This is a genomic window from Shewanella sp. M-Br (assembly GCF_036245925.1).
In the GTDB taxonomy this organism is placed as follows: Bacteria; Pseudomonadota; Gammaproteobacteria; order Enterobacterales; family Shewanellaceae; genus Shewanella; species Shewanella oncorhynchi.
Map to the genome: position 1 here is coordinate 43,679 of NZ_BJBV01000004.1, position 24,253 is coordinate 67,931.

22 protein-coding genes are annotated in these 24,253 nt (G+C 46.5%); 13 read left to right on the forward strand and 9 right to left on the reverse strand.

The features are described from left to right. Nucleotides 1-137: 137 nt before the first annotated feature. Both AAA952_RS04130 and AAA952_RS04135 read right to left on the reverse strand, forming a co-directional pair. Nucleotides 138-596 (reverse strand): GNAT family N-acetyltransferase, encoded by a 459-nt coding sequence (locus AAA952_RS04130; protein ID WP_338254665.1) that lies wholly within the window; start codon nucleotides 594-596, stop codon nucleotides 138-140. Between the two features lie 100 nt (nucleotides 597-696). Then, nucleotides 697-1,356: a 7-cyano-7-deazaguanine/7-aminomethyl-7-deazaguanine transporter gene (locus AAA952_RS04135; protein WP_105250735.1), complete on the reverse strand. Its 660-nt coding sequence runs from the start codon at nucleotides 1,354-1,356 to the stop codon at nucleotides 697-699. A 205-nt stretch (nucleotides 1,357-1,561) separates the two neighbouring features. Between AAA952_RS04135 and AAA952_RS04140 the strand changes: the two genes are divergently transcribed. Beyond that, entirely contained in the window at nucleotides 1,562-2,311 is a 750-nt protein-coding gene (locus AAA952_RS04140) for a substrate-binding periplasmic protein (RefSeq protein ID WP_338254666.1), read from the forward strand. Between the two features lie 21 nt (nucleotides 2,312-2,332). On the opposite strand, the gene AAA952_RS04145 is transcribed toward AAA952_RS04140, so the two are convergent. Next, entirely contained in the window at nucleotides 2,333-3,691 is a 1,359-nt protein-coding gene (locus tag AAA952_RS04145; protein WP_338254668.1) for an isochorismate synthase, read from the reverse strand. 420 nt (nucleotides 3,692-4,111) lie between these two features. On the opposite strand from AAA952_RS04145, the gene AAA952_RS04150 reads away from it, so the two are divergent. From AAA952_RS04150 to AAA952_RS04185, 8 genes are all read left to right on the forward strand, one after another. Next, complete coding sequence (locus AAA952_RS04150; RefSeq protein WP_263173919.1) at nucleotides 4,112-6,199, forward strand: TonB-dependent receptor plug domain-containing protein; 2,088 nt, start codon at nucleotides 4,112-4,114, stop codon at nucleotides 6,197-6,199. Nucleotide 6,200: 1 nt separating this feature from the next. Further along, nucleotides 6,201-7,571 (forward strand): ATP-binding cassette domain-containing protein, encoded by a 1,371-nt coding sequence (locus tag AAA952_RS04155; RefSeq protein ID WP_113940175.1) that lies wholly within the window; start codon nucleotides 6,201-6,203, stop codon nucleotides 7,569-7,571. After that, entirely contained in the window at nucleotides 7,561-8,241 is a 681-nt protein-coding gene (locus AAA952_RS04160) for an energy-coupling factor transporter transmembrane component T (RefSeq protein WP_006079414.1), read from the forward strand. Before AAA952_RS04155 ends, AAA952_RS04160 begins: the two co-directional genes overlap by 11 nt. After that, the gene (locus tag AAA952_RS04165) at nucleotides 8,234-8,776 is read left to right on the forward strand and encodes a hypothetical protein (RefSeq protein WP_012090637.1); all 543 of its coding nucleotides are present in this window, start codon (nucleotides 8,234-8,236) and stop codon (nucleotides 8,774-8,776) included. Before AAA952_RS04160 ends, AAA952_RS04165 begins: the two co-directional genes overlap by 8 nt. Before the next feature lie 29 nt (nucleotides 8,777-8,805). Next, nucleotides 8,806-9,543 carry a DNA-binding protein gene (locus AAA952_RS04170; protein ID WP_338254677.1) on the forward strand — a complete coding sequence of 246 codons (738 nt, stop codon included), beginning with the start codon at nucleotides 8,806-8,808 and terminating at the stop codon, nucleotides 9,541-9,543. A 38-nt stretch (nucleotides 9,544-9,581) separates the two neighbouring features. Continuing rightward, nucleotides 9,582-9,812, forward strand: coding sequence for a hypothetical protein (locus tag AAA952_RS04175; protein WP_113940178.1), 231 nt, complete (start codon nucleotides 9,582-9,584; stop codon nucleotides 9,810-9,812). A gap of 243 nt (nucleotides 9,813-10,055) precedes the next feature. Then, on the forward strand, nucleotides 10,056-11,246 hold the full coding sequence (locus AAA952_RS04180; protein ID WP_113940179.1) for an HD-GYP domain-containing protein: 1,191 nt from the start codon (nucleotides 10,056-10,058) through the stop codon (nucleotides 11,244-11,246). 113 nt (nucleotides 11,247-11,359) lie between these two features. Continuing rightward, the gene (locus AAA952_RS04185) at nucleotides 11,360-11,983 is read left to right on the forward strand and encodes a paraquat-inducible protein A (protein ID WP_113940326.1); all 624 of its coding nucleotides are present in this window, start codon (nucleotides 11,360-11,362) and stop codon (nucleotides 11,981-11,983) included. 73 nt (nucleotides 11,984-12,056) lie between these two features. On the opposite strand, the gene AAA952_RS04190 is transcribed toward AAA952_RS04185, so the two are convergent. From AAA952_RS04190 to AAA952_RS04205, 4 genes are read right to left on the reverse strand one after another with little or no spacing between them, the layout of a single operon-like run. Beyond that, nucleotides 12,057-12,362, reverse strand: coding sequence for a DUF3240 family protein (locus AAA952_RS04190; RefSeq protein WP_006079422.1), 306 nt, complete (start codon nucleotides 12,360-12,362; stop codon nucleotides 12,057-12,059). Further along, the gene (locus tag AAA952_RS04195; RefSeq protein ID WP_338254683.1) at nucleotides 12,359-15,412 is read right to left on the reverse strand and encodes an efflux RND transporter permease subunit; all 3,054 of its coding nucleotides are present in this window, start codon (nucleotides 15,410-15,412) and stop codon (nucleotides 12,359-12,361) included. The genes AAA952_RS04190 and AAA952_RS04195 overlap by 4 nt, the downstream gene beginning before the upstream one ends. Nucleotide 15,413: 1 nt before the next feature. Beyond that, on the reverse strand, nucleotides 15,414-16,442 hold the full coding sequence (locus AAA952_RS04200; RefSeq protein WP_338254686.1) for a membrane fusion-like protein: 1,029 nt from the start codon (nucleotides 16,440-16,442) through the stop codon (nucleotides 15,414-15,416). Beyond that, nucleotides 16,439-17,662: a metal transporter gene (locus AAA952_RS04205; RefSeq protein WP_219251444.1), complete on the reverse strand. Its 1,224-nt coding sequence runs from the start codon at nucleotides 17,660-17,662 to the stop codon at nucleotides 16,439-16,441. Before AAA952_RS04205 ends, AAA952_RS04200 begins: the two co-directional genes overlap by 4 nt. A 145-nt stretch (nucleotides 17,663-17,807) precedes the next feature. Between AAA952_RS04205 and AAA952_RS04210 the strand changes: the two genes are divergently transcribed. Together AAA952_RS04210 and AAA952_RS04215 are read left to right on the forward strand one after the other, a co-directional pair. Further along, the gene (locus AAA952_RS04210; RefSeq protein ID WP_105250726.1) at nucleotides 17,808-18,353 is read left to right on the forward strand and encodes a helix-turn-helix transcriptional regulator; all 546 of its coding nucleotides are present in this window, start codon (nucleotides 17,808-17,810) and stop codon (nucleotides 18,351-18,353) included. Between the two features lie 113 nt (nucleotides 18,354-18,466). Further along, nucleotides 18,467-18,613, forward strand: a complete 147-nt coding sequence (locus tag AAA952_RS04215; protein ID WP_105253023.1) for a hypothetical protein — start codon at nucleotides 18,467-18,469, stop codon at nucleotides 18,611-18,613. Between the two features lie 23 nt (nucleotides 18,614-18,636). Here AAA952_RS04215 and AAA952_RS04220 read toward each other — a convergent pair whose 3' ends face one another. Further along, nucleotides 18,637-19,587 (reverse strand): YeiH family protein, encoded by a 951-nt coding sequence (locus AAA952_RS04220; RefSeq protein WP_338254689.1) that lies wholly within the window; start codon nucleotides 19,585-19,587, stop codon nucleotides 18,637-18,639. Between the two features lie 286 nt (nucleotides 19,588-19,873). Then, nucleotides 19,874-20,437, reverse strand: a complete 564-nt coding sequence (locus AAA952_RS04225; RefSeq protein ID WP_338254691.1) for a malate synthase — start codon at nucleotides 20,435-20,437, stop codon at nucleotides 19,874-19,876. Nucleotides 20,438-20,692: 255 nt separating this feature from the next. Between AAA952_RS04225 and AAA952_RS04230 the strand changes: the two genes are divergently transcribed. Together AAA952_RS04230 and AAA952_RS04235 are read left to right on the forward strand one after the other, a co-directional pair. Further along, entirely contained in the window at nucleotides 20,693-22,225 is a 1,533-nt protein-coding gene (locus AAA952_RS04230; protein WP_338254693.1) for a DUF3612 domain-containing protein, read from the forward strand. A gap of 226 nt (nucleotides 22,226-22,451) precedes the next feature. After that, a complete protein-coding gene (locus tag AAA952_RS04235) occupies nucleotides 22,452-23,966 on the forward strand; it encodes a KAP family P-loop NTPase fold protein (protein ID WP_338254695.1) in 1,515 nt (504 codons plus the stop codon). Nucleotides 23,967-24,253: the final 287 nt, after the last annotated feature.

Here is a 24,253-nt window from a genome sequence, read left to right on the forward strand (position 1 = left end):
GATTACCAGTCATCGTTGTTAAAGATGAGTTTTGGAACGCACGTTAACGATAATCATTCTCAATTGTGTTTGCAAGCTATTTATTGCAAAAAGTGCACATCTTTACAAATATCGTTTTGCTCTCATCCATTAACGGTTTAGATCGACTTGCACAGATGCAGTTTATGTTCGACTAAGCTTTTAGGATCGGCTGTCAGTTCAGTAATTAAATATTGATTACTGATCAACAAATTAAGCATCGCAGGGAAGCGGTTCAGCGTCTTCACTTGAATATGATTATATCCTTGGCGGCGTGCCCAAGTTTCTTGATATTCGAGTAGACTCTGCGCTAAGCCTAAACGTCTAAAGTCGGATGCAACGCCACCTAACCAGCTATAAAATATAGCCTCTTCTTGCTCATAACCCAGTTTAAACCCTGCCAATTCACCTTCTACATATGCGACTAAGATCAAACATGTCTTGCCCTGTAAGCGCTGGTCCAACACTTCGTTTGTGAGTGGGTGATCGAGCTCAGGGATTTGTTGGCTAAGTTCGATAAGCTGAGCGGCTAACTCGGGAGTCAAACTTGACTCTGCTTTAATTTCAATAGAATACATAGTTTACTCTCATAAAAAATCAGCCCCACTCGCGCGTTAACAGGAGCAGGGCTGAGCTATTAACTGGTTAAATTATAACAGGTCTGGCCAGTTGGGTTAGTTAGGAAATTGATTCTTGCGGATTGGCTCGCAAAATCTTGTCCTGTAAGACTTTTAGCAAAACACCGTATGCCGGTAGGAAAAGGCCTAAGCTCACGATTAGCTTAAAGCCGTAATCGACTGTAGCGATTTCGGGCCAATTGGCTGCCATAAAGCTATCGGAAGAGGCGTAAAAGGCGATACTGAAAAAGACTAAAGTATCGACCAGATTTCCGACTAAGGTTGAGGCGGCTGGGGCGACCCACCAAGAGCGACTGGCTCGAATACGGGCAAAAACCTTAATATCCATCAACTGACCAATCAAATAAGCCGCGAAGCTGGCAAAGGCAATTCGGAACACAAAGGTATTCCACTGTGCAAGTGAGTCAGCGCCTTGGAAGCTACCTTGATGGAACATCACTCCCATCACGTAGGAAATCATCAAAGCGGGGATCATAGCTTTGAGTATGATGCTGCGTGCGGCTTGTTGGCCAAAAATACGGACAGTGAGATCTGTGGCTAAGTACACGAACGGAAAGCTGAATGCCCCCCAAGTTGTGTGGTAGCCAAACAGTTGAAATGGCAATTGTACTAAGTAGTTGCTGACGCAAATAATCAGTATGTGAAATCCTACTAATAGGAATAAAGCGCGACGAAGCTGCGCTGTGGTTAACATTAACATATGTGGCCTTTTTAGTTGTGTAGGGCGGGGTGAGGGAACCCGCTAATATTCAATTTATTATGTTTACGACTTTATTGCCGGTGACAGCGTGCTGAAATCGGGTCGCCATTATAGTGGTCGAGTTTTAAGATGCAAGTCTGCTGTTTAAATGTGCACATAGAATGAAAACTCTTCTACACTTTGAATACGTCGAAGGAGGATAGCCATGAGACGATTTTTTGCTACTTTTTGCTTATTTTTAGCTGTGTTACCTGTATTACCTGTATCTGTTTCCGCCGCTCAGCCGATAGTGGTCAATGTCGCAACGTCAACTTGGGAGGGATTTGCCAATCGTGATAAAACGGGTTACTACTTCGAGTTACTTCAGAGGATTTTCCCTGAGCCAGAATGGCAACTCAATGTACAGTTTATGCCTTTTGCCCGCAGTTTATATCTTGTTGAGCACAATCGTACCGATATCACGCTCAGCGTTTACAAGGGTGATATTAAAAAGGGGCTATTAACAGAGAATATGGTTGAAGTGGACTCTATCGATGTGGCTGTTACTGCCGAGGTGGCAGCAGGCTGGACCGGTATTGAAAGCCTATCCCACAAGAAGGTTCAGGCCATGCTGGCCTACAGATACAATATGCTGACACCTGTGCCTATGTATTACGAAGAAAGTAGCGATATGTTGACTATGCTCAATAGCTTAAATGCTGGACGTATAGATGCCGTGCTAGATTACAAACCTAATTTGCTTACGTTTGTTCCTAAATTAAAGGCGCCACAAAATTTTGTGATTATTCAAGGTGTACTCAAGGCCGAAACCTATTTTGTTTTCGCTAACACCGAGAAAGGGCAGATGTTGAAACAACATTTTGACCTTGCACATAAGCGCTTAATCGATTCGGGTGAACAGGACAGGCTTTACCTTGAAACGATTGAAAAACGAAGGGCTGATGGCGCTGAATAGTCTTAATGTTTACTAGGCTTATTACATTTCGAATAAAATCGACATTATGGTTGCGAGTTTATTTTCAAGCTCTTGCCACTCAGCTTCAGGCTCAGAACCTGCAATAATTCCCGCACCCGCAAATAGGTTAATCCGACCGGGTTCGATCAGCGCACTGCGGATCGCTACCGAAAACTCACTCTCATATTTATTGAAATAGCCGCAGGCACCGGCGTACCAACCACGAATATAACCTTCACGTTGACGAATAAAGTTTAGCGCTGAATATCGCGGCAAGCCGCCAACTGCAGGAGTAGGATGAAGGGCTTGCAACAGTTGGAAATCATTCACGCCCGGCTTCAATTCGGCTCGAATTGCACGGTGTAAATGTTGAATATGGTTCAGTTTAAAAATAGTCGCTAATTCATCGGCGCCAACATAATTGCTCAGCGGCGTGAGCATATTCACTATGTGGCTACGAACAAGTTGGTTTTCAACGCTATTTTTGTTGTCTTCTAATAAAGCGTTCGCCAGCGCAATATCTTCTTCTTGATTGAGACCGCGTACCGTTGTACCAGCAAGTGCCTCGGTAAATAGCTCCTGCTGACGGCGGCGGAATAAACGCTCTGGTGAGCAAGAGATAAAAGTGCGATCTGGGCTAAATTGAAAGCCAAACTGGAAACTATTGGGATTACGGCCCTGCCAGCAAGCCAGTACCATCCAAGGATCGATAGGTTCGTTGACTTCAAGTTGTGTTAAGCGGGATAACACGACTTTTGGGGTATCTTGATTGAACTTAGGATCCACCACTTGCTCGACTAATGTCTTCCAACGTTCAAAATCAGGTTTGTCACTGCGCCCAAGTGGAACGATCTTTTTAGGTGGCGAGAGTGGCTTAGCTGGCATGACGGCTTCGATAGCGCCGATGGCCTTATCTATCTCGCTATGGTGATCATTATCAGCAAAATTAAGATTCACTAATAGGCTAAATTTGTTACCACTGCGTCTAAATTCAATGCGCGGCAGGATAAAGCGGCTATTACCGAACTCAGGCCAAGACTCTATAGTGCGATCGAAGGCAACACCGCCATAGTAGCGAATATTCTGATTCGTCGATAAGGCTCGCTGCTCTTGGTAGGCCATGGCCAGTTGCTGATCATTGATTCCGGTTTCAAATCTAAAGTCTTTGCACGCCCCTATCGCCGCGACTTCTTCGATTCTGTCGCGCCCATGCCAGTAGATCCTTGGGTAATGAGCCTGGGATGCCAGCCATGAAATTAAAGGCATAGCGACAGTGTTTAGTGACAACTGCACTATCGGTTCCGTCGGTGGAACTTGCTTTAATTGAATGAGTTTGTCGATGAGAGACTTAAGGTCTTCAGACAGGGCATGAACGGGCAAATAGAACTCCAAAGATAACGGATGAAGGCGAAAGCTGAAGGTCACTCTGTCAGCGTCAGTAAATTCGACTCAGGTTAATGTCCTCTTTTACAAGCCATTTACCTGTAGTGATTTTAGTCTGTAAATAAGAATCTTTCGCTCAAATTAAAGGCCACGGTCGAGTGTGTCAAGATGTAAGGCCCTATCGTGTGACTTTCGCCATAGTCTCATTTTACGCTGATAAAAAATGTGACTTGAGTGGGTCTTTTTGTCGGGCAAGTCACCATCGGTGGACATTTTGTCTCTTAGTCGCTAAATGTACTTTCCCTTTGTCGTAATTAGTCGATCTAGGTTGGTTTTTAAACGTTTTTCGGTTGAGACAGAATAATCGCGGTCCACAATAGCTGGCACATCTTAAATTTTCTACGTGACAACAATAATATGATTACCACGAATACCCTCTTTAGAGTGTCATCTTTAGCCTTAGCTATTGGTCTTAGTTTTACTGTTCAAGCCGATGAAATCGCCCGTGATCCGCGACTCAATATCAATGAAGTGATCGTCGTGCATGGTGACGGCGGAGAAGCCAGTGAAATGGCGACGACCCATTGGAGCATTAGTGAAGAAGAGATCCGTGCAACCGGAGCGCAAAGTCTAGATCAAGTCTTAAAGAATGTGCCGGGTGTGTACATTCGTGTTGGTGGTGACGGAACACCAAGGGTTGATATTCGTGGTTTTAAAACTCGCCATGTGACTTTGTTGGTCAATGGTGTGCCTATGAGCAGCGCCGACGATGGTCAGTTCGACCCGAGTATCATTCCCACAAGCCAAATCGCCTCGGTAGAAGTGTCTGTCGGCCCGACATCTGTGCTTTACGGTCCAAGTGGTGCGGGCGGCGTGATCAACATTATTACTAAACAGGGCAGTACGGCGCCAGCACTGGCGGGGCGCCTCGAAGCCGGCAAAGACAATACATTTAATGGCGATATCAGCGCCGCAGGTTCGGGTGACGATTGGCAAGGTTTGGTCAGTGTCAGTCGGCAGCAAACCGATGGTTTCCCTATGTCCAATGACTTTGAGCCGACACAATACCAAGATGGTGAGCTGCGCGTTAACTCGGATAAAGAAGTCACTAACGTTTATGCCCAAGGCAGTTACTGGTTATCCGACAAGACCCAATTGATTGCCAATATGGCGCTGCGCAGTGGCGAATGGGGAAAACCTGCCCGTGACGGTACTGGGAGCGGCAAGTTGAAATTCGAACGTACCGATGACTATGACGCGCATACTTTCCAACTGGGGTTAGCGCATCAATTTGATGACACTTTCACCCTACGTGGCTTTGGCTATCACAATCAAAGCGATACCTTAGAAGCCTCCTATGCCGATGAAACCTATCAGGCTGTTACGCTGTCGCAAGATGGGCGCTCGGTTGTGCAAGGCGTCAATCTGCAGTTAATCACAGACTTGCATACCGCGGGTTTATTCACGACCTCAGTCATTGCCGAGAAACAAAGCTGGAAGTCAGTCGTCGATACTTATACGGCTAATACAGGCAGCAATAATGGTGGCACTACCGGTTCTGGCGGCGGAACAGGCACAGGTGGTGGAACAGGTACAGGTGGTGGAACAGGTACAGGTGGTGGAACAGGTACAGGTGGTGGAACAGGTACAGGTGGCGCCGAGAACTTAAATGATTCCGCTTGGCTATATACGGCCGCGGCTGAGTATCAGTATCAATCTGAGCTGCAGTACGGCTTTACCTTAGGTGGCGCTTATCATTCACTCGACACTGCAGATAGTACCGATGGCAACTATTCGGCCATGGCCTCCAGTTATTGGCAGGCGGCGCAGGATTCTCGTTTAAGTTTAAGTGTGGCACGTAAAGTGCGCTTCCCCTCTATGGTGAACTTGTATTCACAGCTATCTGGTAATCGTGATTTAGAAGCCGAAGAGTCTAAGCATGTGGAGCTGGGTTTAGAGCAGAATCTGCCGGCGAGTACCGATTTCTCCCTTTATGGTTATTACACGGATGCGAAAAATTACATCGCCAAAGATGTCGATGGTTTCTACCAAAATATGGGGCGTTATAAGTTCAAAGGGGTCGATTTCCAAATCAATAACCATGCGATCGAGCACTTAGATCTGAGCTTCTCCTATAGTTTTCTCGATTCAGAAGAGATAGACGGCGACGATACCTTAGATGCCTTGCAATATCGTCCACGTCACCAGTTACGTTGGCAGATGAGTTACGAGTTTCCCTTCGAGACTCAAGTTCACCTCAACGTGGAGCGTATTTTAGACCAAGTCTATGCGACGCAGGTGAAGGTTGGCGGTCAGACCCAATATCAACAGCAGTCGTTAGACAACTACACCTTAGTGGACGTAAATCTGGTACAGCCATTAATTCGTGACAAGTTAGATGTTTACCTACGTGCGACTAACTTGCTGGATGAAAACTACTACCAGAGTGAAGCTCTGCCACAGGCGGGACGACAGATCTTCATCGGTGTGAACTGGCAGATCTAAGATGAAACTCCTAGCGCTCGAAGGCGTTAGCTTCAACTATGGTAGCCAGTTACCGACTGTATTGCAGGAGGTAAACTTGGCCATTGGCACTGGCCAATGCCATTGCGTGAGCGGTCCTACGGGCTCTGGGAAATCGAGTCTGCTAAACCTACTGGCGGGCGTGTTAAATCGCCCGCATGAAGGCGACATCTGGCGTTACCCACAACTGGTTACGGGTCTGGTGATGCAGGACCCGCAAACTCAGCTACTTCGGCAAACCGTTGGCGCCGAAGTGGCTTTCGCGCTAGAAAACCTCGGCATTCCCGCTGAGCAAATGCTGCCTAAAGTGCAATTGGCTCTGCGACGCGTGGGCTTGTATCTGCGTCTCGATACCCAAGTCAGCACGCTTTCCCTTGGTCAAAAATATCGTTTAATGATAGCCGCTCAACTGGTGTGCGAGCCGCATTTACTGCTGCTCGATGAGCCTTGGGCACAACTCGATGATCACGGTGTGAGTGAGCTGCTGGTCGTGCTCCGCAATCTTATCCAAGATGGCATGGCGCTAGTGTTGGTTGAACATAACGCCTCGGCCTTCGCTGAGATTATTCAGCATTACTGGCAGTTAGAGGCCGGCAAGCTATCCGAAGGCGTCTATACCGTGACCGATGCGCCGCAAACTGAGGCGCCTGCGTGGCGTAATCAGCCTAAGTTTGAGCACTTAGGTAAAGTCTTGGTCAGCGCCGAAGCCTTTGATTTTGGGTTCGATGCTTGTCCCACATTATTTGCGTGTCCGCAGGGATTTCAACTGCAGGCGGGTGAGATAGTGACCTTAGTGGGAGATAACGGCTCTGGTAAAACGAGTCTATTGAAAACTATAGCGGGCGTGCACAGTTTAAGGCAGCGTCTTCCCCTTAAAGTGCTAGGGCGAAGGCCTAAATTGGGGATTTATGGCGCTGAGCTGGGTCTGCTGATGCAAAGGCCGAGTCGACAATTATTCGAGACCAGCGTGCTGGCCGAAATGCAGTTTAGCCTTAGGCGTTTTGAACTCCCCAAAGAACGCGCGGCGCAGATGTTGGATGAATTGGATTTATTTAGCTTAGCTCAGCTGTCGCCCCACAAATTATCCTACGGTCAACAGCACTTGATTGCCTTAGCGTCACTCGCCTGTTTACGCCCTAAAGTATTGCTTTTGGACGATCCATTGGCGGGGATGGATAAGCATTACTACGGCAAAGTGTGGTACTTGCTGAAGCGGTTAAGCTCTCAAGGTTGCGCTATTTTGCTCAGCAGTCACAGAAGCATTGAACACAGCGCTGTATCACGGCAATTGAGTTTGCGTAATGGTTTATTGGTGGAGGAATTGATTGAAACAGGAGAGCGTTATGTGGGCTAGTTGTCGGCGCCTACGCGCGCTGCGGCATTGGAGTTATGAGCGGCGGGAAACGGCACTCTGTGCGTTGTCGCTGCTATTGGTGTGCGTGCTCTCAGCCTGTGCTTTTGTATTGCCCGCTGCTTTACTCTTGCCATTAGCTGGGCTTAATGGACTGCTTGTTATCCACGGTTTGCTGCGGCGCGGCAGTATTTGGGGCGTGCTAAAGCTAGGTTTAGTGCAATTGAGCATCACTTTGAGTCTGTATTTAATCCTCTATGGCGTTGAACATTTAGCCCAAGGCGCCGTGGTGGTTGCGCGTATTATTCTGGCGACCATTCCCGGTTGGTGGTTGTGTATTACGGCAGCTCCCGAGCGAATTGGTGAAGTGTTAAGTGCGTTTTTACCGACCAAGTGGGCCTTTGTGGTCGCGGCATCCTTAAGTTTATTGCCCTATATGGCAGATGAAATTCGCGAAATATATCAGATCCAGTGTCTGCGCGGGGCTCGCATTACACCTAAGGCGCTGCGTAACCCTAAAAATTGGTCCGAGTTGGTGTATTGCGTGTTGTTTCCCGTCTTAATCCAATTACTTAAATTATCTCGCCAGATGGCCGTTGCAGCGCAGAGCCGTCACTTTGGTTTAGCGCAACGGCCAACACATTGGCATTCACCGAGAGACAAAAATGACTAAAAAAATCCCGCTGAGTCTACAAGACTCCTTATTTGTCGGCTTTTGCGCCACCTTGCTGGTGGCATTAACGGGCATGTTAAGGCTGAAACTGGGCTTGTCTGGCCACAGCATGTTCCTGATGAGCTTCTTTTATCTGATCTGTTATGGCGTGTTAGGTCGTTTCGGCAGTATGACGGCATGCGGTGTTATCGCGGGCATAGTGGCTATGGCTTTAGGCGTAGGTAAAGGTGGGCCTATGATTTTACTGAAGTTTGCCTTGCCTGCCATAGCAATGGATCTCGTCGCCTTACTCTTGCCGCTCAGTATGAACTTGCATTGGCGCTGCGTGATATTAGGCATTGCAGGCTGTATCGCTTGGGCAGGTAAAGTAGCACTCACCAATGTGCTTGCGGGCATGGCGCTGGATGTCGTGTTGATTCAGTGGGGCTTGAGTGTATTAAAAGGTGGCTTTTTTGCCACTCTGGGCGCCTTGCTTGTACCGCCTGTGCTGACGCGATTAAAAGCCCACGACCTGTTACACCGTGACAAATTTTAAAAACCTTTTTAAAGCTTTAGGAAATGCAGATGAAAAATTGGCTGATTTGTATCGACGATACCGATGATATCGGCACTAAGGGCACGGGCGAAATTGCCGAGGAAATCGCCCATCTGCTCGCGAATATGTCGGGCGGCCATGCTTCCTTTGTGACGCGGCATCAATTGTTTGTGCACCCTGATATTCCTTATACCTCACATAATAGTGCCATGTGTTTTGCGCTGCGCTCGCCACTGACGCAGGCCGAGATCCACCAATATGCCGTTGCGCACTTGGTTGCGGAATCGGCTCCTGCGTCAGACCCTGGCATCGCCATACTCGATGTCGACTCTCGCTATGATGTCGCAGCTTTAATGGATTTTGGCCGCAGAGCTAAGGTTGAAGTGATTACGAAAGCGGCGGCCTATGATTTGGCGGAACAACTTAATATTCAACTGACCGAACATGGCGGCACAGGCCAAGGTGTTATTGGCGCGTTAGCGGGATTAGGGCTACGTTTGATGGGCAGCGACGGCAGGGTAAAAGGCCAGATTAAACTTGGCCAATTTGAGGATGTTTCACTCGAACTCAGCGTTGCCGATATCCTAGAGCAAACCGGGCTTGATGCTGTGATGAGTACGGACAAGTATCGACTTGCGCTTGATGAGCGAGTGCAACTGAAGGGCAAAGTGAAAGCTGTATACCTTGATCACCAGTTTGTATTGCTCGTTCACCAAGAGGCAGAACAATGGCGCAATGCGGGCAAGCAAGCCCTGCAAGCCTACTAGAGCAAGTTTAGTGAAAGAGTTTAAAAAGAGAGTGCTAAATGGATCTCAACTTGGTCGAACATGCATTTGAATTAAAGGATGACCGCTGGATTTTTAAGGCGGGACTGGCTCAATATCCACAGGCGAGGCAAGTGGCCAAGCTGTGCACGCATTTTATCCCAGATGATGAAGACGAGCAGATCGACGATGAGCCCCGCTCCTGCTACAACTGCCAATATCGCCGCTGGATGGTCGCCGGTTTCGAATGCTTAGCCTTAGGCATTTATTGAAAAAGTGAGAGTGTGAAATGTGCCTTGCCTAAGCCTTAGGCCCTTATTCCATCGCATCCTGTTTAGGGCATTTTGTTTACCAAGAAAGTCTATGGTGATTTTCTAATCCTCGTCTTAGAATGCCCTTCACGTCTGTTCTATAATAATCAAAAATAACAACAGAACATTTGAGCGTAGGTCGCTTTTATGTCGTATGGTTAAGTTGATATTTTATTCGGGCACATCATCCTTGGGGTTGTAGATATGAGTGAGTCGGCAGAAACAGTTGAGCTTATCAAATTACCAGTGTCGCAATTGACATTAGGTATGTTTGTCAGTGCCATAGACAAAAATGATCAGGGTCAACTTGCTATTGCAAATGCTGGACAAATTAAACATAAGGATGCAATTTTAAAACTGGCCAAAAGTGGCATCAAATTCGTTTGGGTGGACACTGAGCGTTCGGCAGAACATTGTGGGTTAAAGAAAAAATCGACTAATGATAGTCAACCCGACAATCGAAAAGCGCTAGTGAGTCGCGATAAACAACAAGCTCAAGCTAAGGTTATGCTGACCGAAGCGAAAGATCTTATTCGTAAAGTGTTATCCGAAACCTTCGAAGGCAAAGCCATCGAAGTCGCGCCCTTCGAAGCGTTAGCCGATACCATGATAGAGTCAGTGATGTTGGATGCTGATGCGCTTAAATGTATGTCTGCACTCCGTTCAAAAGATGCCTATCTACTTGAACATTCAGTGAATGTTGCCTTTCTACTGGTTACCTTTGGTAAATACTTAAAGCTAGATCGCGTCATGCTACGGGAAATGGCGGTCGGCGGGATTTTACACGATATTGGCAAGATTAAAGTCGACAATAAAGTGCTGCACAAGCCGGGTAAATTGACACCAGAAGAGTTTGAACATATGAAGCTGCATCAAGTGTATGCGCTTGAAATTATGAACGAAACTAATGGATTGTCACAGATCAGTAAAGATATCTGCTTAATGCACCACGAAAAGTTAGATGGCAGAGGTTATCCAAGGGGTTTGAAGGGTGATGAAATCCCCCGCCATGGCCGTATGAGTTGTATCGTTGATATCTTCGATGCTTTGACAGCGACGCGATGTTATAAAGAGGCTATGAGCCCTGCCGCGGCCTTTAAAATTTTACTCAGTCTGACGCCATTTCACTTAGATCAAGAATTGGTCTATGAGTTTATTCGTTGTATTGGTGTTTACCCTGTGGGTTCCTTAGTTGAATTATCGGATGGTCGTGTTGGTATTGTTTGGGCCTCGAAAGATAGGGATGCGCTACATCCAATCGTAAAGTGTTTTTATTCTTTAAAAGTAAAACGTTACACTGATGTCGCTATGGTGGATTTATTAAAATCTGAACTTTATATTGAACGCGGTGTGTCACCGAGTACATTAGATATCGATCCGACTCCTTTCTATTAATCTTCAAATCCTACCTTAAATACCGGTCATCTGAGTCGATGGCTGGTGTGAATGATTGCAGAGCCTGCGCTAAAAACCGTAAACTGAAAGTATTTCTCTGGTCGAGCAATGCTATGAAATCACTATTTCCTATTTTTATCATTATCTTATCCTTGGCTTTGTTAATCCCTGGGGTGACTCAACCAATTTTGAGTATCAGCGGCAGTATCGATAAGGCCAAGCTGGCGGAACAAGGCATAGAGCAAGTTGCCCAAAGATTTGATGAGGACTCTGGGCGTGACAGTGCCCGCGGTATGTTAAGCATGGTCAGTGGTTTGCTTGGGTTTAATAGCCTTAAAGGTGAAGTCCAAGTGCTGCAGAAGACTCGTAGTATTTGGGGAACGGTAACCGAGCTTTATCACTCTGGTAATGGGCTCGTCGCTGGATTAGTCATGTTATTCAGTGTGATAGTGCCTGCCTTGAAGTTGAGCTTAATGCTGGCACAGCAATGTGTTAGCTCGATTGGCCTGAAACTGAGGATTAATGCCGTCGTCAATGCACTCGCCAAGTGGTCGATGGCCGATGTGTTTGTGGTAGCACTGATCATCACCTTTATGGCGGGGAACGCCTCAGGTGGCATGGGGGAAATGTTAAAAACACAGGCACAATTTGAAAACGGTTTTTACTTCTTTACCGCTTACTGCATTTTATCGATCCTGAGTGGGTTTTTAGTGCGGCGTCCAACGCCAATTCTTTAGCTATTTTAAAGGCATACTGACTTTAGTAACAAAGTCAGTATGCCTTGCTCAGTGAGATCGACATCAATCTAGATTAAGACAGAGTGCCATTTTGATAAATGGGCATAATCCAATAGCGACAGGGATTATGTTTGCAGACCAAAGCCAGCGCCGCGAGTAGCGCCGCTTGTTGTGCAGCGGGGTGCATGATTTCGAATTTGCAAAACTCCCGATAACCTTCCACTTGTTCCTTAATATTAAAATGGCTATGTTCACGGCTAAAACCACAAATATTCCCTAGGCTAAAACCCGATAGAAACTCCAACTCTATCAAGGTATCGACTATGTCGTCCTTAATATCATTTTGGGCGATCAGTACTAACAGTTGTTCTGTGCTCATTTACGTTTCTCCAGCCAAAAATACAGAATTGGCAGTAAATACAGTGTGGTAATGGTTGAAGTGAGCAGACCGCCAATCACCACAATCGCTAAAGGTTTTTGAATTTCAGCCCCAGGACCTGAGGCAAACACTAGCGGCATAAGACCAAACATAGCCGTTGTCGCCGTCATCAAAATGGGACGTAAACGCCGCACTGCACCTTGTTCTACCCGTTCGCGCAGGTTGCTAAACATGTGCTTGGTTTGTTCGTAATAGCTGACCATTACCACGCCATTGAGCACAGCGACGCCGAGCAGGGCGATAAAGCCAACTGAGGCGGGCACGGACAAATATTCCCCCGATAAATACAGGCTAACTATGCCGCCCATCATAGCGAAGGGAACGTTGGCGAGGATTAAGCCCGCTTTGGCCAGCGAGCCAAATGTGGTGAATAAAATCAAAGTGATCAGTGCGATAGCAATGGGGATCACTAACAGTAAATTGCTGGTGGCTCGCTGTTGGTTTTCAAACTCACCACCAAAACTCACGCTATAACCGCTCGGGAGTTTGATTTCCTTTGCGATTTTAGCGTTGAGCTCTTCTACAAAACTCACGATATCGCGACCCTGCACGTTGGTGGTGATCACTGAAAAGCGATTCCCTTGCTCACGATCGATAAGGATGGGGCCTTGCTTATAGCTTAAGGTGGCGACATCACTCAGGCGTTTTAAGGAGTGATCTGGCATCACCAGTAACTGATTTTTAAGCTCATTAATGCTGCTTAAGTGGCTCTGATTATTAGCCATCAGCACGGGCGTTCGTTTCTTACCCTGTAGCACTTCGGTCACTATCACGCCTTCGAGCTGACTTTTCAGGTAGCGAGCAAACTCCATGGTGCTCATGCCAAAGCCACGGGCGAGCTCGTTATCTAAGGTGAGGTTGATAAAAGGACTGCCTTCGATCATCGCCATTTTCACATCGACGCTGCCGCTGGTGGCATTAACCAGCTGTTGGATTTGGCTCGTGAGCAGACCTAAGGTGTCGATATCATTACCAAAGACCTTAATCGCCACGTCGCCAATGCTGCCAGTGAGCATTTCGGACACACGCATTTGTATCGGTTGAGTGAAGTTAAAATTAACGCCGAGATAGTCCAATAACACAGTGCGGATCGCATCGATAAGCGCTTCTTTATTGGCAAAGCGCCATTCACTGCGGGGCAAAAGTTCTAAGAACACATCGGTTTCATTGAGTCCCATGGGATCTAAGCCGATTTCATCCGCGCCAGTACGCGCCACCATTTGTTTGATTTCAGGAACTTTAGCCAGCAAGGTTTGCTGAATTTGCTTGTCGATGGCAATCGAAGCTTCGAGTGAAATCGACGGGGATTTCTCCAGCTGCAGGATAATGTCGCCTTCATCTAAGGTCGGCATAAAGGTTTTTCCCACTAACCCGAACAGCCCTAGGCTGACGATAAGCAAGCTAAAGGCGATCACCATAAAGCGTTTTTGATGGCTAAACGTGCTCTTGAGGCTGGCCAGATAAAGCTGTTTAAGCTTTTCAATCGCCTTAGGTTCCTTGGCGGCTTTTTCGTTGACGAGATAAGAAGCGATAACCGGAATGACAGTTAACGACAACACCAGCGCCGACAGCATGGCAAACACGATAGTGACCGCAACTGGGGTGAAGAGTTTGCCTTCAAGCCCGCTCAAGGTCAGTAAGGGCGAGAACACTATCATGACGATCACCGTGCCCGACACTACGGGAATGGCAACGTCCTTGGTCGCGCGAAAAATCAAATGCAGCCGCGGTAATCTCTGCTTAGTAGCGATAAGATTCACCATGTTTTCGACTACGACCACAGATGAATCCACTAACATGCCGATGGCGATAACTAGTCCGCCTAGGCTCATTAAGTTCGCAGAAAGATTGAAGTAATCCATCATCAAAAACGTCATCAACGCGGCAAGAGGCAGCGAGAGTGACACGACCAATGCGGCGCGCACGTTACCTAAAAATAGCGCCAGCAAGATGATCACCAACACTACGGCTTCGAACAGGGCATTGGAGATGGTCTCAATCGCGGTATTGATCAGATTCGCGCGGTCGTAAAAGGTGTTGATCTGGCTACCTTCTGGCAAGGTTAGGCTGATTTGATCGAGTTTTTCTTTAATGTTTTTGACTACTTGTGCTGTATTGGCGTCTTTTAGGGCGATGATCAAGGCTTCGGCAGTTTCGTTGCCATCTTTCGTGACTGCGCCATAGCGGGCTAAGTGGCCAATTTGAATATCGGCTAAATCCTGCAGTCGATACACTCTGGCATCATCGGCCTTGATCACCAATTGTTTGAGTTCGTCGATGTCATCGATGCGACCTTCGGCGCGCACTATGATGGTATCTGTACCAATGGTGATCTTGCCCGCACCTTCGTTGTGATTATTCTCAACTATCGCCTGTTGCAGCGCCGCAAAACTTACGCCCGCGGCCGCCATAGCCGCAGGTTTGGGTGTCACACTAAAGCTTTTGGCATAGCCACCGAGGATATTCACATCGGCGACACCTGCAACGGTTCGTAGTAGCGGACGGATTTCCCATTCGAGCAACTGCCGTCTTTCCATCAGCGAAAGATTGGGATTTTCGAGTGAAAACATAAAGATTTCGCTGAGCGGCGTACTCATAGGCGCCACACCGCCCGTCACACCTTCAGGGAAACTGTCCCACACGGCGGCGATGCGTTCGCTCACCTGCTGGCGCGCCCAATAGATATCTGTGCCTTCGTCAAAATCGAGGGTGATATCGCTGATGGCGTATTTAGTGGTCGAGCGCAGAATCGATTGATGGGGAATACCTAACAGTTCGGTTTCAATCGGCACGGTAATTTGCGCTTCGATTTCCTCCGGCGTCATGCCGGGCGCCTTGAGGATAATCTTCACTTGGGTGGGCGAAATATCGGGAAAGGCATCCAAGGGAATGGAAAACCAGGCTCGCGCTCCCGCTAACATGATGATCAGCGCCACAATCAGCACAAATAAGCGCTGCGTAAGCGAAAAGCGGATGACTGAGGTCAACATCTTATTCGCCTCCTAAGCCAAGCATTATGCCTTTGACTGCAGCAACTGACTGGGATAACACTTGGATTTGGCTGAGTTCTTGATCGCTTTCAACGATATATTGCTCTGGGGTTGAGCCAAGAATATTGATTGTAATCGAGGTGAGCGTGTCGGCGGTTTTAGTGAAGACTTGGCTGTCTTGCTCCCAACTGAATACGCTATTTTTAGGCAATAAATACACCGCCTTTTGATACTCGGGTATCACAGTGATCTGTTGTCCTAACAGTAAGTTACATTTCTGCGGTACGGGTGATGACCAAGCGGTCACAAAGGCACCTTCGGCGATGGCCGACACGGACTCAATGGCGATATGGCACTGATTGATATTCACCGCCGAGAGCGAGTGCGACTGACTCATTGGCACACTGACCTTGACGCGAATGCTGTCGCTGGGCACCAGTGAGAATAGCTGTGAACCCGCTATATAAGGCCCATTCACTTGGTTGAGTTTAACGATCCCCGCCACTGGCGTGCCTACCACTAGGGAGTCTGTGGCGGCATCTGTGCTTTTGACTATCTCCATAAAATGCTGCATGTGCTCGTATTCGAGGTGAGTGCTGAAGTAGTCTTGGCTGATCTCTTGCCATTTTTCTGCGCTGATACTGCCATTGTTTAATAAGGGTTTATTGCGCTCATAACGGCTCTTTGCCAGTTGATACAAGCTGCTGGCGGCTTCGACTTGTGCGAGGTAGTGGAACACTTCTGGCCCAGTCAGTTTAACTATTGCTTGGCCTTTAGTGACGAGCTGGCCTTGGCCGACGAGAAAGCTGATCTGCTGGATATTCTCCGGTGTGCTGATCCAGTAATCGTTACCGGGGAGGATTTCAACCTGCGCGGGCAACGGGCTGCCCTCATAACTGGCGACTTTCTGTGGTTGCACGTAGCTCAGGTCTAAATTACCGAGGGAGCTTATCGTTAAGGATTCAGCCTGCACTAACGTGGCAACACTGGCGGATAAACAGAAAAGGCATGCGCCGTACTTGGCCATCATAATGAAATTCCTAAGGCTTGCAGTTGTTGGGAGTGCAGTTGTTGCTGCGCGACTTGGTTCAGCGCCAAGCGGGATTCGGTATCGAGGGCATCCATATAGCGGCGCAGCCAGACTTCGTAGCTAACTTGATTTTGGTCTTTGACCTTGGCCAGCTCTTCAGTGATGGTGCGGCTAAGGTGTAAGGCTTGGGTTAGCAATGTTTGTTTGTCGAGTAAGTTTTGTTGCTGTTGCTCTAGCTTTTTAAGCTGAGTTTTTAGCTCGATATAGGTACGGTCGAGGTTGAGCGTGTGCTCGGTATTGGCTTGTTGCCATTGGGATAATTCGGTTTGTGATAGGGCAGAACCTAAGGTCAGTGGTACAGAAACGGCGATGCCAAGTTGTTGATCATCGACTTGATTATCGGCGGTATTTTTGGCCGTGAGTGAGACTGCCCAAGGATCGTTATTCCCTGCTTGCTGACTCTGGATGATCAACAGCTGTTGCTGCTTCTGCAGGCTCAATAGTTGCCATAATGGATGCTGCGCGAGCATGTCATTGGGTTGGTTGTTGGCAGAAAGTGGCCGCGCGGTTTCGGCTATGTTCTGCGGTATTTGCTCTTGTCCGGTGAGTTGTTGATAGAGGGCACGCGCCTCGGCCTGTTGCTGATTAAGATCGACCCGCTCCAGTGCAATATCCACCAGTTCGCGTTCTAACAAGAGTATGTGGGCAATCGGCAGTTCGCCCGCATCTGTGAGTTGCTTTTGCTGACTATGAAGCTTGTCGAGTAATTGGCTCTTGCGATCTAATTGGGCCAGTTTCACTGCAGCAAGACGATGTTCCCACAGGCTTTGTCGCAATAATCCCGATAAATACAGGCCTTGCAGCGCGGCTTGTTGCACCTGAATGCCTTGGGTGAGTTGTTTAATTTGCTTATCGCTGCTGTGCAAAGCAGGGGATTTTATTGGCAAATTGAGTGAGAGTTCCTGCTCGTAGCTGTTACCATTATCTAGGCTACCTAAGTGACTCAAACTAATGCTCGGCAGGCCATTGAGCCAAGATGAACTGCTTAAGCTTATTTGTGATTGCGGTAACTGACCGCCTGATTGAGATAGAGAATGTAATCTTGCTTGGCTGGTGGTGAGTGCTTGAGATAGCTCGGAATGCGCGGCGTGGCACAGGAAACTGCTGCTGACTAAGGTCGCCAACAGACATAACTTGATACAAGACGTACTGACAGACATAGGACGATTCTATGGTAATAAAGTGTGCTGTTAGTGTAGGGATTGGTGGGCGAAAGTCGTGGGGGACATGTATCATAAAACCGTCTATGGTACATATGTCCCATAAATTAATGGGTTGATTTTGCTTTTATTTAGGAGTTTTTCGATGAAGGATCTTGTCATTATTGGTCTGTTGGCCTTGATCATATGCTTTAAGCTTTTTGACATCACTTCCGACATTCAATTGGGCATTCCCCAATGGCATATTGCCCAGGAAGCCATGTTATTAGTGCTCACTGTGATTGGTGCCATGTACTTAAGTTATGACCTTATTCGTCGCTCCCGCGAAGTGAAAGCGTTGGCTAAACGGTTGGAGCATGCGGATAAAAAAATCGACAATATGTCGACGCAAATGCGCTCTGCCAGACAAGAATACAGCCAAGCTGTGTCGCAGCAATTCGAGACTTGGGGCTTTACTAAGAGTGAGCAGCAAGTGGCATTTTTACTGCTTAAGGGTTTAAGTTTTAAAGAAATTGCTGAAGTGCGCCAGACTAAAGAAAAAACCGTCAGACAACAGGCATCGACCATTTACGGTAAAGCGGCAGTCGATGGACGCCATACTTTTTGTGCTTGGTTTATGGAAGATTTTATTCAAGAACATAATCAAGATCTTGCTGCGAATGAAGCGGCATCAAGCCCTAAGGCGGCTTAATCGACGCTGGATTGGCTTAGCTGTTATAGCTATTTGTTATTGAAAATCGATATTTGCTGAGTTTTTAGTTCTAAACAATAATGAGCATCCCCTAAGTTTGCAGGAAGATGCCATTGAAAAACTGGCTGATTATCGTGTTTTGCCTGATTGCCTTGGTCGCTTCGACGCAAACCACAGGACTCGTGCGCTCACTTATCGAATTCTCCGCCTTTGTTGGCGTCCTCTACTGGGCTTGGCGAATGAAGCCGACGGCAGAGTAGATTGGCTTTGAGTTAAATCTTAGCTATTGAAAATAAAGAATATACACTAAAGACGTGATACCAATTGCTACCCACAGCATCACCCCAAGCAATAAAGGTTTGGGGCCACTCGCCCGCATTTTCTGCACTGTAATTCCTGCACCAATCAAAAACAAACACAGGACTAATGCCCGTTTCGACACCATAAATAAGGTGTCATAAACAGCGTGGAATTGTGGCAACCAATGGGCCACGGCAATGGCTAAACAATAAAAACCGATAAAATACGGCAGGTTAAGCTTGCGCTTGTCGCCACCAAACAACATAGCGCTGACCAATGCGATCGGGATAATCCACAGGGCGCGGGCGAGTTTTATGGTGGTTGCGGTTTTTAAGGCTTCATCGCCGTAGGCCGAAGCCGCGCCGACAACTGACGAAGTATCGTGGATGGCGATAGCACTCCACACGCCAAAATCGTATTGGCTCATATTGAGCAAGTGGCCGAGTGCAGGGAATAAAAATAGCGCGACTGAATTGAGCACAAATACGCAGGCTAATGCAGTGGCGGTTTGATCGTTACGCGCATTGATGGCCGGAGCGACTGCGGCAATGGCACTGCCACCGCAAATAGCGGTACCAGAGGCGATTAAGTGGCCCGTGACATGATCAAATTTCAGGGCGCGGGTGAGCACAAACCCTAAGCTGAGGGTGAAAAAGATTGAGCCAACAATCAGGCCGAAGTTGTGGGTGCTCGCCTCGATCGCCGCGTTTAAGTTAATCCCAAACCCTAAGCCAATGATCGAATAAGACAGGAGTTTTTTGGTGAGTGCGGCGATATTCCATTGCACTGGCACCCAACCAAGGCTGGCTAAGGTAAAACCGAGCACTAGCGCCATGGGCGATGAGATAAAAGGCGCGAGGCATAACAAACCCGCACAGATGAAAACGATGCGATGAGGCTTATTATCTTGCTGTGATGTCGATGAAGAATTCATAACGCCTTAGGCTCGAGCGATTCGGTTTATCGTTCCAACCACAGATCTTCACATTAAGCGACGGATACAAAATGGCGATCAATTGGATTGATCATGGAGACAGATGCAAGAGGGCATTATAGCTGTGTGTATGAGCCTCAATAAAATCAATTAAACTTATCTAGTTAATCAGTTTTATTGACTCTTAGAAGATTTGGCAAAGTAGGAGGGTAAATCGAAGAAGATGAACTGAGCTCAGTTCATCTTCTTGGCTAGATAATAAATGGCGAGGTTACAAAGCGTGAAATTATAAATTTACGATACTTTTCAAGTTGTAATCGCTGCCATCCTTTGCGGTAAACAACTTATCTTGGGTGTCGTTGGCGCTGGACATTCCCGCATGTAATAGGCTGAGCCAATGGCGCGATGCGGCAGAACGTGACTCTGGTGTTCCGACTACCATGTTTAATGACGTTCCGATTTGGATATCTTCCAGATTGGCAACGTCTCTCGCACCTATCATGCCACTGCGGTCGAAACTGAGTTCAACGTGGCAACCTAGGTCCTGTAACACTATGGCGCAAGGCGCATCTTTAGTGCCGTTAAAGGCCACAAACTGTTTTGGATGACGTAAACCACTGTGGCTGCCGTCGGCAAAAAAGGCCAACAGGTGTTGGTAGTAAACCACATAGCTGCTCACATCTTGGTGTGAACCAGAGTTAAGTGGAAAGAGGCGGTCGAGGAATTGTTTCGCATTAGCGATCTTCTCGTGCTCGGCGACATTCACTTGGGCCACGGCTAGCACTTCTTCTGCGATGAGGCTGTTTAGATTCGGTTGGATCTGGTTGCTCTTGATAATTAACATATTCATCGCTTGTTCCTCTCACTCTTTCAATTTAAAAAAATTCAGGGTTTTGATTTAACTTTTGGCTTATCAAAGTTTGTCTTCAATTTGGTTTGTCCGCTTTGAGTGCTTAGCCACTTTTAGTGGGAGTGGTTAAGCATTTCTTGTACTGGAATGGCTTAGCTTGTTCGCATTAGCCTTTCCTTGATTGCTTGATTTGTAGTCTAGTCTTTTTTTGACTACAATTTCACAATAAAAATTTTACACTGTGAATTTTACAAAATGCGCAATGACCAGAGCTTGATGAGAAAATCACATTTCCTAGGCACAAAAATACGTAACCTACGGAAACGTAATAATTTAACGATGGAAGATTTGTCGGCACGATGCATTCGAGTCGACGCCGGAAGTGCGCCTTCTGTGTCATATTTGTCGATGATCGAACGTGGCAAGCGTGTGCCGAGTGCCGGAATGCTGGCAGTCATCGCCGCGGTTTTTCAAAAAGACGCCGAATGGTTCTTAGACGATGTGCCCGAAGAAAACGCCATTACGCCAGACAAGGGCCGACGTGGTGGCATAAGCGGTATGGCACTCGAACCCAGCTTTTTGTTTTCCAATGATATTTTACAAATAGCGATACCTGAGATGCTGTCGCAGACAGGGATCTCTGGTCGGCAGTTTGCCCATTTATTGATCCGCGCCCATCAAGAACACCATCAAAATCATTTCCCCGATCTTGAACGTGCCGCCGAAGAAGTCGGCCTCAAACGTATGCCCTTATCTCTGGACGATATGCTGGATATTGCTAAGGGAATGGGATTAAAAATCAAGTGGATAGACAGTACACCACAGGAAGTTATCGATGAAATGGGCGTGAGTTCGCGTCAGTTGGTCACCTCATTTATTGAGCCGCCGAGCACGATTTATGTAAATAAAATCCTCAAAAATCGCCCCAACAGACTCAAATATGATTTAGCCGTGCACATAGGTCATTGCGTGTTGCACAACAAGGACGGCCTCAAGAGTGTGATGATCTCAGGCCGCAAATTAGAAGTGGATGAAGAGGCGGGTATGCAGTCCAATACCTTGAATGCGCAGGATATCTTGCATGCGTGGCGCGATTTTGAATCGAGCTTCTTCGCCGGTGCACTGCTGTGTCCTAAAGTGCCTTATCGCCAATTACTCGACCGCCACGGCTATGAGATTGAGGTACACAAGCAACTGCAAGTGTCAGCCTCAGTCGCCATGCGGCGTATGACTGTCGTCTCTCCTTATCCCCATTGGCATTATTTCGACGCTTACGCTCCGGGCAAACTCAAAGCCGTTTACCGTGGTAACGGTATTCCACTGCCTTGGGGCAATATGCGACTAGTGGAAGACCCTTGTCAGCATTGGGCCGTCTTTAGGATGATCAGTGAGCCGACGGTCGGTACTTCGGCACAGATTTCGATTTTAAACGTCGGCAACGAACCCCGCATTTACTGCTGTGAGTCGATTAAAGTCGAAGACTCGGCAGGCAACCCGCATGTGCTCTGCGCTGGTATTGATTTAAATCCAGCCATTGAAGCCCAAGGTAAAGATGCCCTGTCTATCGCCCACGATTTGAAGAATGCCTGTGTCGCCAGCGGCGGTTCTGTCACTATTCCCAAACACATTAAAAGCGATCTGGTCAGCGTCGCAAAAATCCTCAATATCAACTGGATAGAACGCGGGATCAAAAACGACGCCCGCCTTATTTGCTCTCGCGGCGCCGTATGCCCACGCCAACCCAGTTGCTATCAAGCAGGTCAATCACAGTGTGATGGTACTGAATAAAGTATCGCAGATGGGATTGATGTTAAGCACTCTCACTCCAGTGACTCGCCGTAAACTCGTCCCTGAGGGCTCGACGGCGGCATCCATGCCGCCAACGGTCACTTCCATGAGAGTGCTTAACTCTGTGGACTCCTGTGTTTGTCTGTATCGCTCATTTAGTTGATAGTTAAACAAAATAACGACTTTATTCTGAAGTATGAGTAACTGATTAATAAAAAGGGATTTTATGTCTGATGATATTGTAGAGTTTAACTGGCAGAAGCCTATGTTATGCACTGATGGAACGGAATTATTTCCAAAAGACACATTAAATAGAGCAAGATACGCTTCATTTTTGCACAACTATTTGGCAAGTAATGCCATCGATGGCGGTTATGTATTAAACCTAAACGCTAAGTGGGGATCGGGTAAAACCTATTTCATTAACCGCTGGATAGAGAGCATTAAAGAGAGTCACCCTGTCGTTTATATTGATGCTTGGAAGCAGGACTATTCAGACGACCCAATGCTTACGGTGATTTCATCTTTGATAAACGCTTTAAGTGATCAATTACCTCATGGAAATAAAATAGTATCTAATATCAATGAAAAAACGGCTCGTTTTATCAAAGCTGCAGCACCTGCTTTACTCAAAGGATTGGTTAAAAAGGCAACTGGATTGAATTTAGATGACATTTCAATCGAAGACAAAATTACACATGAGCTTAAAAATGATGACAAAGGTTCATCAGATATTTTTAGTGAGTCTGCTGCAGCTATTGCACAATGCTTAGTGAAAGATCACAACGATAAACTGAAGTCGGTTGAATATTTACGATCCGAAATTAAAGAATTAATTACTGCGGTAATTGCACATAAAAATGATACTTTAAAAGCACCGGCTTTTATATTTATCGATGAATTAGACCGCTGTCGTCCAAGTTACGCAGTAGAGATGTTAGAAGTAGTGAAGCATTTCTTTGAGCTAGATAATATTGCATTTGTTGTTGCGACTGATACTGAGCAATTACAGCATGCAGTTAAAGCAGTCTATGGGGAAGGCTTTGATGCACAAACCTATTTAGGGCGATTCTTTAGGCGCCGTTATTCGTTAACTGAGCTTTCCCGCTATAAGTTTGTAAGCCGAATCGCAGAAAGCAAAGTGACTTATAATCCTAAGTGGAAAGAATATATTCCTAGATTAGATGAGATCGATGACTTCACAAGAGTTGTTTCTATTGTTGCCGATAGATTTAGATTATCGCTAAGGGAAACTGAGCAGTTAACAGATAGGTTTTTAGCTGTTTTAAGCAATACACCAAAGACATTTAATCCTTATTTATTGCTGACGTTATTTGTCTTGAGGGATAAGTATTTTTCTCTTTATAGTGAATGGGTTGAAGCAAATGATAAAAACCATGATTTTTCTATTTCAATATCAAATGTTGGTTATTTTATAGATGTTCTACCAATTTCTTTTCATAGTGATGAAGGATTTTTACCTAAAGTGGTTACATCACCATGTGGCCTTTCTTTTAATTTAGGATTAAATGGATTGCTGGCTGAAATGAATAAAATGTGCTCGAATTGGATACCTAGAGATAAGAGTATGTATATAAAGCATTTAGATGAAAAACATGGAAAAAGTATATCTTACTTTGATAAAATAGATTGTCACCGTCAAGAGCAATTATTAAATCTTTCTGCAAGTAAAACGGATTATAAAAACTGGGTAGAGTTAGCAGTGTCTTTTGATGAATAGAAAGAAGCGCTTATCTATACTCCTTAGTCATTTTAGAGCTATCCATTTATGAAATTTTGGTATTAATGTAACAATAGTAAGCTTCAAAAATATACAGAGATTAAGCACTCGCATGTAAGTGACCGTTGGCGGCATGGATGCCGCTGTCGAGCCCTCAGGGATGAGTTAATGGCGAGTCACTGGAATGTGGGTGCTTAATTAGCTATATCGTCACTCGATGTGTATATGGCTTTAAAAAAGAACTCATCTCACAATCCCTACTCTATGATTTTTTATCAATTAGCCTC

Excerpts from the sequence above, each read along its gene's own strand:
- AAA952_RS04130 (WP_338254665.1), bottom strand. The coding sequence starts at position 596 with ATGTATTCTATTGAAATTAAAGCAGAGTCAAGTTTGACTCCCGAGTTA.
- AAA952_RS04135 (WP_105250735.1), bottom strand. The coding sequence starts at position 1,356 with ATGTTAATGTTAACCACAGCGCAGCTTCGTCGCGCTTTATTCCTATTA.
- AAA952_RS04140 (WP_338254666.1), top strand. The coding sequence starts at position 1,562 with ATGAGACGATTTTTTGCTACTTTTTGCTTATTTTTAGCTGTGTTACCT.
- AAA952_RS04150 (WP_263173919.1), top strand. The coding sequence starts at position 4,112 with ATGATTACCACGAATACCCTCTTTAGAGTGTCATCTTTAGCCTTAGCT.
- AAA952_RS04155 (WP_113940175.1), top strand. The coding sequence starts at position 6,201 with ATGAAACTCCTAGCGCTCGAAGGCGTTAGCTTCAACTATGGTAGCCAG.
- AAA952_RS04160 (WP_006079414.1), top strand. The coding sequence starts at position 7,561 with ATGTGGGCTAGTTGTCGGCGCCTACGCGCGCTGCGGCATTGGAGTTAT.
- AAA952_RS04165 (WP_012090637.1), top strand. The coding sequence starts at position 8,234 with ATGACTAAAAAAATCCCGCTGAGTCTACAAGACTCCTTATTTGTCGGC.
- AAA952_RS04170 (WP_338254677.1), top strand. The coding sequence starts at position 8,806 with ATGAAAAATTGGCTGATTTGTATCGACGATACCGATGATATCGGCACT.
- AAA952_RS04175 (WP_113940178.1), top strand. The coding sequence starts at position 9,582 with ATGGATCTCAACTTGGTCGAACATGCATTTGAATTAAAGGATGACCGC.
- AAA952_RS04180 (WP_113940179.1), top strand. The coding sequence starts at position 10,056 with ATGAGTGAGTCGGCAGAAACAGTTGAGCTTATCAAATTACCAGTGTCG.
- AAA952_RS04185 (WP_113940326.1), top strand. The coding sequence starts at position 11,360 with ATGAAATCACTATTTCCTATTTTTATCATTATCTTATCCTTGGCTTTG.
- AAA952_RS04190 (WP_006079422.1), bottom strand. The coding sequence starts at position 12,362 with ATGAGCACAGAACAACTGTTAGTACTGATCGCCCAAAATGATATTAAG.
- AAA952_RS04195 (WP_338254683.1), bottom strand. The coding sequence starts at position 15,412 with ATGTTGACCTCAGTCATCCGCTTTTCGCTTACGCAGCGCTTATTTGTG.
- AAA952_RS04200 (WP_338254686.1), bottom strand. The coding sequence starts at position 16,442 with ATGATGGCCAAGTACGGCGCATGCCTTTTCTGTTTATCCGCCAGTGTT.
- AAA952_RS04205 (WP_219251444.1), bottom strand. The coding sequence starts at position 17,662 with ATGTCTGTCAGTACGTCTTGTATCAAGTTATGTCTGTTGGCGACCTTA.
- AAA952_RS04210 (WP_105250726.1), top strand. The coding sequence starts at position 17,808 with ATGAAGGATCTTGTCATTATTGGTCTGTTGGCCTTGATCATATGCTTT.
- AAA952_RS04220 (WP_338254689.1), bottom strand. The coding sequence starts at position 19,587 with ATGAATTCTTCATCGACATCACAGCAAGATAATAAGCCTCATCGCATC.
- AAA952_RS04225 (WP_338254691.1), bottom strand. The coding sequence starts at position 20,437 with ATGAATATGTTAATTATCAAGAGCAACCAGATCCAACCGAATCTAAAC.
- AAA952_RS04230 (WP_338254693.1), top strand. The coding sequence starts at position 20,693 with ATGCGCAATGACCAGAGCTTGATGAGAAAATCACATTTCCTAGGCACA.
- AAA952_RS04235 (WP_338254695.1), top strand. The coding sequence starts at position 22,452 with ATGTCTGATGATATTGTAGAGTTTAACTGGCAGAAGCCTATGTTATGC.